14 protein-coding genes are annotated in these 13,562 nt (G+C 61.8%); 10 read left to right on the top strand and 4 right to left on the bottom strand.

What is annotated here, in order from left to right; all coding sequences use genetic code 11:
* The first annotated feature begins 38 nt into the window (after positions 1–38).
* From AC02Y0_RS02635 to AC02Y0_RS02595, 9 genes are all read left to right on the top strand, one after another.
* Positions 39–398, top strand: coding sequence for an ArsR/SmtB family transcription factor (locus tag AC02Y0_RS02635; RefSeq protein ID WP_148166783.1), 360 nt, complete (start codon positions 39–41; stop codon positions 396–398).
* 10 nt (positions 399–408) lie between these two features.
* On the top strand, positions 409–918 hold the full coding sequence (locus AC02Y0_RS02630; RefSeq protein WP_476382198.1) for an arsenate reductase ArsC: 510 nt from the start codon (positions 409–411) through the stop codon (positions 916–918).
* A 5-nt stretch (positions 919–923) separates the two neighbouring features.
* Positions 924–1,616 (top strand): aquaporin, encoded by a 693-nt coding sequence (locus tag AC02Y0_RS02625; protein ID WP_476382196.1) that lies wholly within the window; start codon positions 924–926, stop codon positions 1,614–1,616.
* A 5-nt stretch (positions 1,617–1,621) separates the two neighbouring features.
* A complete protein-coding gene (arsC, locus tag AC02Y0_RS02620; protein ID WP_476383947.1) occupies positions 1,622–2,047 on the top strand; it encodes an arsenate reductase (glutaredoxin) in 426 nt (141 codons plus the stop codon).
* Positions 2,022–2,750, top strand: a complete 729-nt coding sequence (arsH, locus tag AC02Y0_RS02615; RefSeq protein WP_476382194.1) for an arsenical resistance protein ArsH — start codon at positions 2,022–2,024, stop codon at positions 2,748–2,750. The genes arsC and arsH overlap by 26 nt, the downstream gene beginning before the upstream one ends.
* An 80-nt stretch (positions 2,751–2,830) precedes the next feature.
* Positions 2,831–4,789: a glycogen debranching protein GlgX gene (glgX, locus tag AC02Y0_RS02610; protein ID WP_476382193.1), complete on the top strand. Its 1,959-nt coding sequence runs from the start codon at positions 2,831–2,833 to the stop codon at positions 4,787–4,789.
* A gap of 88 nt (positions 4,790–4,877) precedes the next feature.
* Positions 4,878–5,366, top strand: a complete 489-nt coding sequence (locus tag AC02Y0_RS02605; protein WP_476382192.1) for a MaoC family dehydratase — start codon at positions 4,878–4,880, stop codon at positions 5,364–5,366.
* 19 nt (positions 5,367–5,385) lie between these two features.
* Positions 5,386–6,453, top strand: a complete 1,068-nt coding sequence (locus AC02Y0_RS02600; RefSeq protein WP_476382190.1) for a DUF2332 domain-containing protein — start codon at positions 5,386–5,388, stop codon at positions 6,451–6,453.
* A gap of 261 nt (positions 6,454–6,714) precedes the next feature.
* Entirely contained in the window at positions 6,715–7,560 is an 846-nt protein-coding gene (locus AC02Y0_RS02595; protein WP_476382188.1) for a hypothetical protein, read from the top strand.
* Positions 7,561–7,807: 247 nt separating this feature from the next.
* On the opposite strand, the gene AC02Y0_RS02590 is transcribed toward AC02Y0_RS02595, so the two are convergent.
* The 4 genes from AC02Y0_RS02590 to AC02Y0_RS02575 are packed head-to-tail and all read right to left on the bottom strand — an operon-like array spanning position 7,808 to position 12,938.
* Positions 7,808–8,362 carry a sarcosine oxidase subunit gamma gene (locus AC02Y0_RS02590; RefSeq protein WP_476382186.1) on the bottom strand — a complete coding sequence of 185 codons (555 nt, stop codon included), beginning with the start codon at positions 8,360–8,362 and terminating at the stop codon, positions 7,808–7,810.
* The gene (locus AC02Y0_RS02585; RefSeq protein WP_476382184.1) at positions 8,355–11,348 is read right to left on the bottom strand and encodes a sarcosine oxidase subunit alpha; all 2,994 of its coding nucleotides are present in this window, start codon (positions 11,346–11,348) and stop codon (positions 8,355–8,357) included. The genes AC02Y0_RS02590 and AC02Y0_RS02585 overlap by 8 nt, the downstream gene beginning before the upstream one ends.
* A complete protein-coding gene (locus AC02Y0_RS02580) occupies positions 11,345–11,665 on the bottom strand; it encodes a sarcosine oxidase subunit delta (RefSeq protein WP_110791586.1) in 321 nt (106 codons plus the stop codon). Before AC02Y0_RS02580 ends, AC02Y0_RS02585 begins: the two co-directional genes overlap by 4 nt.
* A gap of 19 nt (positions 11,666–11,684) precedes the next feature.
* Positions 11,685–12,938 carry a sarcosine oxidase subunit beta family protein gene (locus AC02Y0_RS02575; protein ID WP_476382182.1) on the bottom strand — a complete coding sequence of 418 codons (1,254 nt, stop codon included), beginning with the start codon at positions 12,936–12,938 and terminating at the stop codon, positions 11,685–11,687.
* Positions 12,939–13,243: 305 nt separating this feature from the next.
* Here AC02Y0_RS02575 and rpsU point away from each other — a divergent pair, with 305 nt between their 5' ends.
* Positions 13,244–13,471: a 30S ribosomal protein S21 gene (gene rpsU / locus AC02Y0_RS02570; protein WP_054148188.1), complete on the top strand. Its 228-nt coding sequence runs from the start codon at positions 13,244–13,246 to the stop codon at positions 13,469–13,471.
* Positions 13,472–13,562 lie beyond the last annotated feature (91 nt).

Here is a 13,562-nt window from a genome sequence, read left to right as displayed (position 1 = left end):
CCAATTGACTCCGCTATTGTATCCACTATTCTGGATATATGGATGAAAAATCGACAATAGCGGCCCTCGCCGCCCTGGCCCAACCGACCCGCCTGCAGACCTTTCGTCTGCTGGTGGCGCATGAACCCGATGGCGTGCCCGCAGGTGAACTCGCGCGCCTGATCGGTGTGCCGCAGAACACCATGTCGGCGCATCTGTCGACGCTCTCGCAGGCCGGTCTGGTCACCGGCGAACGCCAGAGCCGCTCGATCATCTATCGAGCCGATCTCGATCGCTTCCGCGCCGTTGCCCTTTACCTGCTCAAGGATTGCTGCGGCGGCAATGCCAGCCTCTGCCAGCCGCTGATCGACGATCTCGCCTGCTGTTCACCCACCCTCGAAGTCACCCGCCCCAACTGAGAGACCGGCCATGTCCGACAAGATCTACAACGTGCTCTTCCTCTGCACCGGCAATTCCGCCCGTTCGATCATCGCAGAAGCGCTCCTGAACCGGCTCGGCCAGGGCAAGTTCAAGGCCTATTCCGCGGGCTCGCAGCCGAAGGGCGAAGTCCACCCTTACACGCTGCAGCTCCTGAAGGGCATGAACTACGACACGGGTTTTGCCCGCTCGAAGAATTGGGACGAGTTCGCAGTCCCCGGCGCGCCTGAGCTCGATTTCGTCTTCACCGTCTGCGACAACGCCGCCGCCGAAGCCTGCCCCGTCTGGCCCGGCCAGCCGATGACCGCCCATTGGGGTGTACCCGATCCGGCTGCCGCTGAAGGCACGGATAGCGAAAAGCACTTCGCCTTTGCCGAGGCCTATCGCATGCTCAATCACCGCATCTCGATCTTCGTCAGCCTGCCGATGGCGAGCCTCGACAAGCTCTCGCTGCAGAAGCGGCTGAACAAAATCGGCAGCAACACACAGACGGCCGGCTGAAGACCATGGTCGATCTCTCCCGCCGCCTCGCAGCCGAGGCGCTTGGCACCGCCATGCTGGTCGCAACCGTTGTCGGTTCCGGCATCATGGCGGACCGCCTTTCCGACGATGTCGCCGTCTCTCTGCTCGGCAACACGATCCCGACCGGCGCGATCCTCTTCGTGCTGATCACGATCCTGGGGCCGATATCCGGTGCCCATTTCAACCCGGTTGTCACGCTGGTTTTTGCCCTGCGCAAGGAGTTTGAGGCCTCCGCCATCCTGCCTTACATTCTGGCCCAGATCCTTGGCGGCATCGCTGGGACGCTGATTGCCCATGCGATGTTCGAGCTACCGATCTTCCAGGTCTCGGAGACCGTTCGATCAGGCTCGGCCCAGTGGACGGCGGAAGCGGTCGCGACCTTCGGCCTGCTCCTCACCATCCTCGGTGGGTTGCGGTTCAAGGCGGACGCCATCCCGATGCTGGTCGGCCTCTACATCACGGCGGCCTACTGGTTCACCGCCTCGACCTCCTTTGCCAATCCGGCCGTCGCGATCGCCCGCAGCCTGACCAACACCTTTGCCGGCATTCGTCCCCTCGACCTGCCGGGCTTCATCATCGCGCAGATCGTCGGCGCAGTGCTGGCATCCATGCTCGCCGCCTGGCTGTTTGCCGATGAGCGCCGCGCGACCCACAAGACAAATTCTCAAGGAGCCTGATGACCATGACCGTCACCATCTACCACAACCCTGCCTGCGGCACCTCGCGCAACACGCTCGACCTCATCCGCCATGCCGGCATCGAGCCTGTGGTCATCGAATACTTGAAGACCCCGCCGAGCAAGGAGCAGCTTGCCAAGATGATCGCCGACGCCGGCCTTTCGGTACGCGAGGCCATCCGCGAAAAGGGCACGCCCTATGAGGAGCTCGGCCTGGCCGACCCGGCCCTGACCGACACTTTGCTGCTGGATGCCATGATCACCCACCCCATCCTGATCAACCGCCCGCTCGTCGTCACCGAGATGGGTACCCGCCTCTGCCGCCCGTCGGAAGTCGTGCTCGACATCCTCCCCGCCGACGCCTTCACCTCCGCCTTCGTCAAGGAAGACGGCGAAGCCGTGCTCGATGCGGAGGGCAAGCGCATTGTCTGATGCAGAACTTGACCTGCCCGCCGCCGATCTCGACCACCTGCGCATGCCGGATCTTGAGGCGCTGCGGCGTCCCTTCTCGACCCACAAGCCGCGCATCCTGATCCTCTATGGCTCGCTGCGTCAGGTGTCGTTCAGCCGCCTGCTGGCGATGGAGGCCAAGCGCCTGCTCGAGCATTTCGGCGCCGAGGTGAAAGTCTTCGACCCTTCAGGCCTGCCGCTGCCCGACGATGCGCCGGTGAGCCACCCGAAGGTGCAGGAGCTGCGCGACCTCTCGGCATGGTCCGAAGGCCAGGTCTGGGTGAGCCCCGAGCGCCACGGCACGCTGACCGGCATCATGAAGGCGCAGATCGACTGGATTCCGCTGTCGGTCGGCGCTGTCCGCCCGACCCAGGGCAAGACGTTGGCCGTGATGCAGGTTTCCGGCGGCTCGCAGTCGTTCAATGCCGTCAACGCCATGCGCCTGCTCGGCCGCTGGATGCGGATGATCACTATCCCCAACCAGTCGTCCGTGGCCAAGGCATATCAGGAATTCGACGGCGAAGGCCGCATGAAGCCCTCGGCCTATTACGAGCGCGTCGTCGATGTGTGCGAGGAACTGATCAAATTCACCTATCTGACCCGCGACATCTCGGACTACCTCACCGATCGCTATAGCGAGCGCAAGGAAGAGGCCCTTAAAGCGGTGAACCTCAAGGCCATGTAAGCGCAACCGCTCTGGTCGAAGATCGCTCGCCTGCTATTGTTCCATCGGGCGAGCGAATCAACCCGACCACGAGGCGAGACATGACGCATGCGATGCTCGGAGCTATCATCGGCAAGACGGGTGCCGATTTCCGTCTGTGGTCGCATCATGCGGATCTCGTCGAACTCTGCCTATTCGATAACGGGGGCGAGACCGAACTCACCCGCATCTCCATGACCCGCGGCGAAGGCGATGTGCACCATGTCTTCGTCGAGGGTTTGAAGGAAGGCGCCCGCTACGGCTTCCGCATCCACGGCCCCTATGACCCGGCGCAAGGGCACTGGTACGATCCATCCAAGCTGCTCATCGACCCTTACGCCACCGAGCTCGACCGTCCCTTCTTTTACGACCCACGCCTCGGCCAGTTCAGCGTAGACACCGCCGGCCTGATGCCGAAAGCGATCCTGAAGGCGCACAAGCTGCTGAAGCCGATGATGCCGCTCGGCGAGCGCACCGGCTTTATCTATGAGGTCAACGTCAAGGCGCTGACCATGCTGCATCCGGACGTGCCCGAATCCCAGCGCGGCACACTCTCCGCCCTCGCCCATCCCGCCATCCTCGCCCATCTCAGGCGGATCGGCGTCGAGATGGTCGAACTGATGCCGATCACCGCCTGGATCGATGAACGGCATTTGCCCCCGCTCGGGCTCACCAACAGCTGGGGTTACAACCCCGTCGCCATGATGGCGCTCGATCCGCGCCTCGTGCCCGGCGGTGTCAAGGAACTGCGCGACACGGTCGCCGCCCTGCATGCCGAGGGCATCGGCGTCATCCTCGACCTTGTCTTCAACCATACCGGCGAAAGTGACGTACACGGCACCACGCTCTCCCTGCGCGGCATCGACAACCGCTCCCTCTTCCGTCATGTCGCCGATGATCCCGGCACGCTGGTCAATGACACCGGCTGCGGCAACACGCTCGCCTGCGATCATCCGTTTGTGCGGCAACTCATCGTCCACACGCTCCGTCACTTCGTCCTCTCGGCCGGCGTTGACGGGTTCCGCTTCGACCTCGCTCCGATCATGGGCCGCCATTGGGACGGCTTCCATAAGGATGCCCCGACGCTGAAGGCCATCCTTGAGGACGAGGTGCTGGAGGACCGCATCCTGATCGCCGAACCCTGGGACATCGGGCTTGGCGGCTATCAGCTCGGCCGTTTCCCGCCCGCCTTCCTCGAATGGAACGACCGCGCTCGTGACACCTTTCGCCGCCATTGGCGGGGCGATGACGGCACGACAGGCGACCTCGCAACGGCACTGGCTGGCTCGTCCGATCTCTTCGCCCATGACGGCCACGGCCAGACCCGCAGCGTCAACTTCATCGCCGCCCATGACGGCTTTTCGCTCTACGACCTCGTGTCCTACGCGCACAAACACAACGAGGCGAATGGCGAGGAAAACCGCGACGGCCACAACGAGAACCATTCCTGGAACAATGGCGTCGAGGGTGAAACCTCTGATAAGACGATCCTGAAAAAGCGAAGGCAGGATGTCGAAGCGCTGCTTTCGACCCTCTTCGCCAGCCGGGGTGCCGTGATGCTGACGGCAGGCGACGAATTCGGTCGCAGCCAAGGCGGCAACAACAATGCCTATTGCCAGGACAATGCGCTCACCTGGCTCAACTGGTCGAAGGCGGATGAAGAGCTGATCGAAACGACCGCCCGTCTGGCCGCCATGCGCCAGCGCTTCTCCTGCTTCATGGACACCAGTGTCCTGACCGGCGACGGCGACGTCAGCTGGCTGAACACTGACGGTCTGCCCATGACAGTCGGCGACTGGGAAACGCCCGATCTCGGCGCCTTTGCCATGGTGCTCGCGTCCATTGACCGCGAGACGGCCAAGGACTGCCATGTCGCTGTTCTTTTCAATCGATCGCCTGAGCCGAGGGACTTCGCGCTCCCCGCACACGACAAGCGCAAATGGCGCCGCCTCGAGACGGGCCGCAGCGCCGCCAAGCTGACGGTGAAGGCGCGCAGTGTCGATTTCTGGATCGAAACTTGAGTTTTTCCCCACCAGTGACGTTAGCCTCTTCCTCAGGACATCAAGCGGCTGTAGCCTGCGGGAATTATTGAAGGATCAGGTTCTTTTCATGCCGCAAGAGATTTCGCTCAAGGACGTGCCGGGCCTCGTTGGAACCATCGTCGGCGTATCCGATTGGATTACGGTCGACCAGCCGATGATCGACGCCTTCGCCGGCGCCACTATGGACCACCAGTTCATCCACACCGACCCAGTCCGCGCTGCCGCCGAGACACCCTTCGGCGGCACCATTGCCCATGGGTTCCTCACCGTCTCGCTGCTCTCCGCGATGAACTACAATTGTCTGCCCAAGATCCGCGAACAGACGCTCGGCATCAATTACGGCTTCGACAAGCTGCGCTTCATGTCGCCGGTGAAGACTGACAAGCGGATCCGAGGCTCGTTCAAGCTCGCCGAAGCCCGCTTCCGCGGCGCCGGCATGTTGATGAACACCTATGAGGTGACGGTCGAAATCGAGGACGAGCGTAAGCCGGCGCTCACCGCCAACTGGATTACCATTTCCCAGTTCGACCCCAAGGACCGTCCGGAAGACGTCTGACACGAGAGGCACTGCGACGATGAGTGACGAACGCAGTCAACTGATCCGCCAGAGTTTCCTCCGTCAGGCGAAAGCCTGCGCCGATCTCGGCTCCCCCTTCACCGCGCGCCTGTGCACGCTCGCCGCAGAGCGGCTGACGGATGAGACGAGGGTCGGCGCCATGATCCTCGGCTGGCCCGGCAATCCAGATGGCACCGGCGATGCACTCGCCCTCAGGCTCGCCGGCACGCTGCATGCCCTTGTCCGCTCCGGCCAGGACTCAGCACTTGCAGCCGTCTATCCGCCGAATGCCGTCGACGACGACACGCTCTGGGCCACGATCGAGGCCACCCTGCGCCGCGACGAAGCCTTCATGCTGGAGCGCCTGAAATCCGCGCCGCAGACCAACGAGGTACGCCGCTCCTCCGCCCTGCTGCCCGGTTTCCTGACGATTGCGGCGTTGACGGGCAAGCCGCTGATCCTCTCGGAAGTCGGCGCCAGCGCAGGGCTGAACCTGCAATGGGACCGCTACAGCTACCAACTGGGAGACTTCCACTGGGGCAAGGCCTCTGCTGTCGAACTCGCCCCGCGCTGGGAAGGCCCGCCGCCACCGCAAGCCGAGATCGAGATCACTGAGCGCGCCGGCTGCGATCTGAACCCGCTCGCCCCATCTTCAGAAGACGACCGCCTGCGGCTCTTCTCCTACATCTGGGCCGACCAGCAGGATCGCCTAGACCGCACGGCAGCAGCCCTTGAAATGGCAACCGAAAGCGGCCTGAAGGTGGAAAAGGCCGACGCCATCGATTGGCTGAAGAAGCGTCTGACAACGCCGCGTCCGGGCATGGCCCATGTCATCTACCACACCATCGCTTGGCAATATCTGCCACCCGCGCTGAAGGCTGAGGGTGAAACGCTGATCGCCGAAGCCGGCGCCCGCGCGACGGAAGCCGCACCGCTTGCCCGCCTGCAGCTTGAGGCCGACGGCAAGCCGGAAGGGGCGGCGATCCTGCTCACGCTGTGGCCGACGGGCGAAACCCGTGAGATCGGCCGGGCGGATTTTCACGGGCGTTGGGTGAAATGGGTTGGGTGGCTCAGCCTCTTGAGTTGAACAAGCGCGGCCTTATGTCGCCTCTCGGCCCTAAGCGGTTATTGCTGGCTAGATGCAAAGTCGCAAGCGTCGCGCCTCCAATGAGGCCGCTCAGACTAACTTTGCCGGCACTTAGTACCTGCTGATCTACTTTTTGGGCAGGAACACATCACGAGCTGCCACTTGTCGTTTCCGGATGGTGATCGGTTATAGGAAAGATGGCCGACATAGAAAAAATTGACTATGTAGTGCTGCCCCCCGCAGTCATTAGCGAGCCAACAAATGAGCACTGCCGTCACCTTCGATTTCGACCCCGCTGAAGGCCTCGGCGACGGTTTCTTGACACCTGTCTATTTCGACAATGAAGTACTGGTGAAGCACCTCTATAGCAAGACAATTGCGGTGGAGTTCGCCAGCGAGACGTACGGCACCATTTATTGGCCTGACGGCTATATGTCGTTCGGCATCAACTCAAAGAATGCCGTAATCGCGTGGCTGGGCGACCTGAAGGAACTGCCTGAATCCGAGCAGTATCATTGGCGTGAGCACAACATATCATCGCAGCACGATATGAAGTCGGAGTTTTACGACGCACAGATCGAAGCCGTATTCACGGGGCACCCGATTGGAATCCAAGCGATCAACGCGCTTGAGAAGTGGAACATTGGGTTCGCGGCAAAGCACGGCTTGCAGCTTTACAAACCTAGCTCGTTTAAGGATCGCATCGATGCTGTCCGCCGTTACCGCAGGATCATAATACGGTCCGAAGACGACTTCATCCGGTTCATAAGCGAGCTGAATGAGATCATAAACGAGAACGTCGACACCGAAGGGCTACGAAATTTCCTCACTATCAAAGGTGTGAAGTTCGATAAGGGGAAGAAGGGGAACAAGTTGCTGGAACATGTCTACAACGATGTCCTGGGTGACAGCACCAACTTGATAGCCCCTTTCTTCTGGCTCTACGATCTGCGACTTTGGGCTGATCACGACATGGGCGACGACAAGCTGAAGGACGTTGCGGCGCATCTAGGCATCACCAACCTGACTGATTATGAGGGCATTCTCACGAGCCTGCTGACAAGGTTGCGCGATGCTGCCAAGAAACTTCAAGAGAGCTACGCGTAGCCTTTATTCGTGTTCTCCTCCAACTAGCCCCCCTGTCAAAGACCGTCATTCCGCCACCGGCCTCTAATCCGACATTGGATAGCTTGACGCGAATGTCCGGTTTTGGCGCAAAGCCGCCACCGGCTCTCAGTTGGCTCCGGGCCATACGTGTGGTCTACAGGATCCCAGCAGTAGCGCCTGCGCCGTAAAACACAGAAAAGGCCGGGTCACCCCGGCCTCCTCGAACCCCTTCACCAACAGCCGCGCCTCAGAGCGAGGCATCCTCCGCCCCTTCGGCCAGCATGCCAAACGCATACTCCGCAAACGACCGCCAGCATTCTACGCGGAAGGTCTCTTCCTCGACGCGGTAGAGGATGATCTCGATCTTGCCGAAAACGGTGCGCGTGACGGCGCCCACAGGGAAGGCGGCGAGCGAGAGATCCAGTGGGCAGGCGGCGTTCAGCGTGTTTGCAGCCGCAGGCCCCGAGACGATGATCGCGGTGTTGCGGTGGGAGATGTCGGTCGCCGAGTGAACGACGCCGGAGGCGGCGCAGTCGGCCATCAGAGCATCACCCTTCTCATCGATCAGGAACCATTCGTCCGGACCGATCCAGAAGGCCGTGCGGCCCTTGGCCGAGGCGGACGTCTTCGGCTTTGTCGGCAGCTTCAGGCCAAGCGTCTTGGAGAGGCCCGCGACGGCATCGGCGCCAGCGCGCAGCGACACGCGGGTGGCCGGAAGCGCCGGGGTCAGGCGCACCTTGGCGCTGCCGCCGTGGAAGCCGGCGAGAACGGTTTTGCGCTCTGCAACAGACATATCAGCCATGGATGCGGCCTCCTTCCTTGTCAACGAACACCATGTCGGTGACTTCCACCGCGATGGTCTTGTCCTTCATCGGCACGTAAAGCGTCTCGCCCATGCGCGCGCGGCCACCGGCCACCATCGCAATCGCAATCGAGCGCCCGAGGTTTTCCGACCAGTAGGACGAGGTCACGTGACCGAGCATGGTCATCGGCTTCGGCTGGTTCGGGTTGGCGACGATCTGCGCGCCCTCTTCCAGCACTTCGTTCGGATCCTTGGTGTAGATACCGACGAGCTGCTTGCGGCCTTCCTTGACCAAATCAGGCCGCCTCATGCCGCGAATACCGACAAAGTCGGTCTTCTTCTTCGATACAGCCCAGGAGAGGCCGGCATCGTCAGCCGTCAGCGTGCCGTCGGTGTCCTGACCGACGATGATATAGCCCTTTTCGGCGCGCAGCACGTGCATGGTCTCGGTGCCATAGAGGCAAGCGCCGAGCGACTGGGCGCGCTCCCAGATCTGGCGGAAGACGTCAGCGCCGAAATCGGCAGGCACATTCACTTCGAACCCGAGCTCGCCGGTGAACGACACGCGGAAGAGACGCGTCGGCACGCCGCAGAACTTGCCCTCAGCCACGCTCATATGCGGGAAGGCCTCGTTGGAGATATCGATGCCCTCGACGAAAGGCGCGATGATGTCGCGCGCCTTCGGACCCTGGACAGCGATGACCGCCCACTGTTCGGTGGTCGAGGTGAGCCAGACCTTCAGATGCGGGAATTCCGTCTGCAGATAGTCTTCCATGTGATGCATGACGCGCGGCGCACCGCCCGTCGTCGTGGTCACGTGGAAGCGGTCCTCGGCCAGACGCCCGACAACACCATCGTCATAGATGAAGCCGTCTTCGCGCGTCATGATGCCATAACGCGCCTTGCCCGGCTTCAGCGTGTCCCAGGCGTTCGTGTACATCAGGTTCAGGAACTCGGCAGCATCGGGCCCGACGACCTCGATCTTGCCGAGCGTCGAGGCGTTGAACACGCCGGCCGCGTCACGCACCGTCTTGCCTTCGCGGTTGACGGCGGCATGCATGTCTTCGCCCGCCTTCGGATAATACCAGGCGCGCTTCCAGTTGCCGACATCTTCATAGACGGCACCCTGTGAGACTTCATAGGCATGCATCGGCGTCTTGCGGGTCGGATCAAACAGCGCATCGCGCGAATGGTTGATCAGCGTCCCGAAGGTGACGGGCGTATAGGGCGCACGGAAGGTGGTGAGACCGACCTGCGGGATTTCCTTGCCGAGCACTTCTGCCGCAATCGCCAGACCATGCATGTTGGAAAGCTTGCCCTGGTCGGAGGCCATGCCGTTCGTCGTGAAGCGCTTGATATGCTCGATCGAATGCATGCCCTCGCGCACGGCCAGACGAATATCCTTGGCGCAGACATCGTGCTGGAAGTCGACGAAAGCCTTGACGTTGTCTTCGCGACCCGCCCCTTCGGCAGCCCCGATCATGCCGCCGGTCCAGGCGTATGCGTTGGCACCGGAGAGCGAAACGATAGGCGTTTCGGTCGCACCTGCAGCCTTGGCCGAGGAGAGACCGGCAGCGGTCGCCTCGTCGAGCAGTGCCTGCAGGTCGTCGGTACCATTGCAGCCGCCGACGGACACGCAATCCTGCACATAAACATCAGGCAAGAAGCGGTCATTGGCCGCATCATATTTCAGCTTCCCGCGCGACTGCGAGAACATGTGTACGGACGGCGTCCAGCCGGCCGACATCAGGAGAGCATCGACCTCGATCTTGCGGCTCGCACCGCCACCATTGCGGCGAACGGTGATCGAGCGGACGCGGAGGCGACCAGCCGTGTCGACCACACCATGGCCGGTCAGCACTTCGATGCCGAGCGCACGGGCCTGGGCCAGAACGCCCTCGCCCGGCTTTTCGCGGGCATCGACGATGACGGGCACGGAAACGCCCGCCTTCTTCAGATCGATCGCCGCCTCATAGGCCGAATCATGTGCCGTATAGACGCCGACCTTGGCCCCGACAGCGACGCCAAAATGGTTAAGATAGGTGCGGCCTGCAGAGGCGAGCATGATGCCGGGACGGTCGTTGTTGGCGAACACCATGTGGCGTTCGATCGAACCGCTGGCGATAACAACGCGCTTGGCACGGACCTGCCACAGCCGTTCGCGCGGCTGGTTCTTGGACGGCTTGGCGACGTGGTCAGTGACGCGTTCGACCAGCGCCACGTAATTGTGGTTGTGATAGCCGAAAGCGGTCGTGCGCGAGAGCACGGTGACATTAGACATCGCCTTCAGCTTCGCGACAGTCGCCTGCGCCCAGTCCCAGCCGCTCTGGCCGTCGACGGTCGCACCCGTGTCGAAGTGGAAGGCACCGCCCATTTCCGGCTGCTCATCGACAACAATGACGCGCACGCCCGTCTGGGCAGCCGCCAGTGCTGATGCGAGACCGGCAGCACCGCCACCAATCACCAGCACGTCGCAATGGGCGTAACGGTTGGCGTAATGATCCGGATCGGCTTCCTTCGGCGCATGGCCGAGACCCGCCGCACGACGGATGAAGGGCTCGTAGATCTGGTGCCAGGCAGCCTTCGGCCACATGAAGGTCTTGTAGTAGAAGCCGGCGGCGAAGAAGGGCGACAGCAGGTTGTTGACCTCGCCGATGTCGAGCGACAGCGACGGCCAACGGTTCTGCGTCTCGATCTTCATGCCGTCGAAGACTTCCTGCACGGTCGCCCGCACATTCGGCTGGCGGCGAGCGGCGTCACGCGAGACGTCGAGCAGCGCATTCGGCTCTTCCGGACCTGCGGTCAGGATGCCGCGCGGACGGTGATACTTGAACGAACGGCCGGCGAGATGCATGCCGTTGGCGATCATGGCAGACGCCACGGTATCGCCTTCGTAAGCGGTCAGCGTGCGGTCATCGATGGTGAAGCGGGCAGTCAACGCCGGAGTCAGGCGGCCCTTGCCGGGAATACGGTTGGCAGCGCTCATGCCTTTTCTCCCTTCGATGCAGATGGGGCAACCAGAGTTGCGGGATCGGGCATGGGTTCACCGGCCTTATAGGTCAGCAGGATCTTGTCTGAAATGGTGTCGCGGGCCGCGTTGAAGAAGCGACCGCAGCCATGGATATGGCGCCAACGTTCGAAGATCAGACCCTTCGGGTTGTCGCGCAGGAAGAAGTAGTCCGCGAATTCCTCGTCCGTGATCGAGGCGATATCGGCAGGCCGCGCGATATGCGCTTCACCGGCGGCGCGAAACTCGAGCTCTGCGCGCTCTTCTTCGCAATAGGGGCATTTGATGACCAGCATGTTGGACGATCCCTAAGTATCAGTGCGCCACGGCAGCGGCGGCTGCCTCGTCGATGAGGCGGCCGGTGCGGAACCGGTCGAGCGTCAGGCCCTGGGCCAGCCGGTGCGGCTCGCCCTTGGCGATGAGATGAGCGAACAGATTGGCAGACCCCGGCGTCGCCTTGAAACCGCCCGTACCCCAGCCGGCATTGACGAATAGGTTCTGCACCGGCGTCACGCTCTGGATCGGCGAGCGGTCGGCCGTGTTGTCGGTGATCCCGCCCCACTGGCGCATCATCTTCACACGACGGAACATCGGGAAGAGCTCGCAGATCGCGTCGAGCGTATGCGTGATGATCTGCATGCCGCCGGTCTGGCTGTAGGAATTGTACTGGTCGGTACCCGCACCGATCACCAGCTCGCCCTTATCAGACTGCGAGATATAGGCATGCACCGTGTTCGACATGACGACGCAGGGGAAGATCGGCTTCAAGGGCTCGGACACGAGCGCCTGCAGCGGCGTCGAATGCACCGGCAAGCGCACGCCTGCCATACCCATGACGACGGAGGAATGGCCGGCAGCGGAAACGCCGACCTTCTTCGCACCGATGAAGCCCTTGGTCGTATCGACGCCGGTCACTTCACCGTTCGGTCCGCGACGCAGGCCGGTGACTTCACAGTTCTGGATGATGTGCACGCCGCGATCCGACGCCGCACGCGCATAACCCCAGGCGACCGCATCGTGACGCGCCGTGCCGCCACGACGCTGAAGAGCTGCACCATTGATCGGGTAGCGGGCGGTCTTCGAGATGTCGAGCGGCGGGCAGAAGGCCTTGGCCTGCTCCGGCGTCAACCATTCGTTATCGATGCCATAGAGATTGTTGGCATTCACATGGCGCTTGAAGGACTGCTGATCATGCACATTGTGCGACAGCATCATCACGCCGCGCGGCGAATACATGACATTGTAGTTGAGGTCCTGGCTGAGGCCCTCCCAGAGCTTCAGCGAATGCTCGTAGATGTCCATGCTCTCTTCATAGAGATAGTTGGACCGGATGATCGTCGTGTTTCGGCCGGTATTGCCACCGCCGAGCCAGCCTTTCTCGATCACCGCGACATTGGTGATGCCGTGCTCTTTGGCCAGATAATAGGCCGCGCCCAGGCCGTGGCCGCCGGCGCCGATGATGATGACGTCATAGGACTGCCGCGGCTCGGGAGAGACCCACTGAGCCTCCCATCCCTTGTGGGCACGCATCGCCTCACGGACAACGGCAAAGACCGAATATTTGCGCATTCGCCTTAAACTCCTGTGGTTCAGGCACTGGGGTAGGACGATACACCTCGCAGATCAACCCACGTCGTGACGTCCGTTTTGCGACGCATTATCATCCGTCTTTCGACACCCTGCCAGAAGGGCACTCATCGACGCAAAATTCTTGGCCAGAAGCCTTGCGCCATATGGACTTCACCCCTTTGTTCTGGTAATTCGCACCACAATCGCCGGACTCACTTGGCCGGGCGAACTTTTATGCTGTTTCCGTTGATGTGACCTCCATCGGCGGAAGGACCAACTCAAAGAACCAAAGGAACGGGATAAACGTGCAGGTACTAGTCCGCGACAACAACGTTGACCAGGCGCTCCGCGCTCTCAAGAAGAAAATGCAGCGCGAAGGCATCTTCCGTGAAATGAAGATGCGCGACTTCTTCGAAAAGCCGTCCGAGAAGCGTGCACGCGAAAAGGCTGAAGCCGTTCGTCGCGTCCGCAAGCTCGCGCGCAAGAAGATGCAGCGCGAAGGCCTTCTGCCGGCTCCTGCTCGCGCTCGCTGATCAGCCTAGATTTAGACGTTTTCCTATGAAATGAGGGCGGGGGCGAGACGAATCGCCGCCGCTCTTTTGATATGAAACACCAACTTGCGCT

The sequence above is a fragment of the Allorhizobium sp. nf9_anc genome (assembly GCF_056323085.1).
Note: the sequence above shows the minus strand (reverse complement) of the source record. Positions and strands in the feature narration are given on the sequence as shown.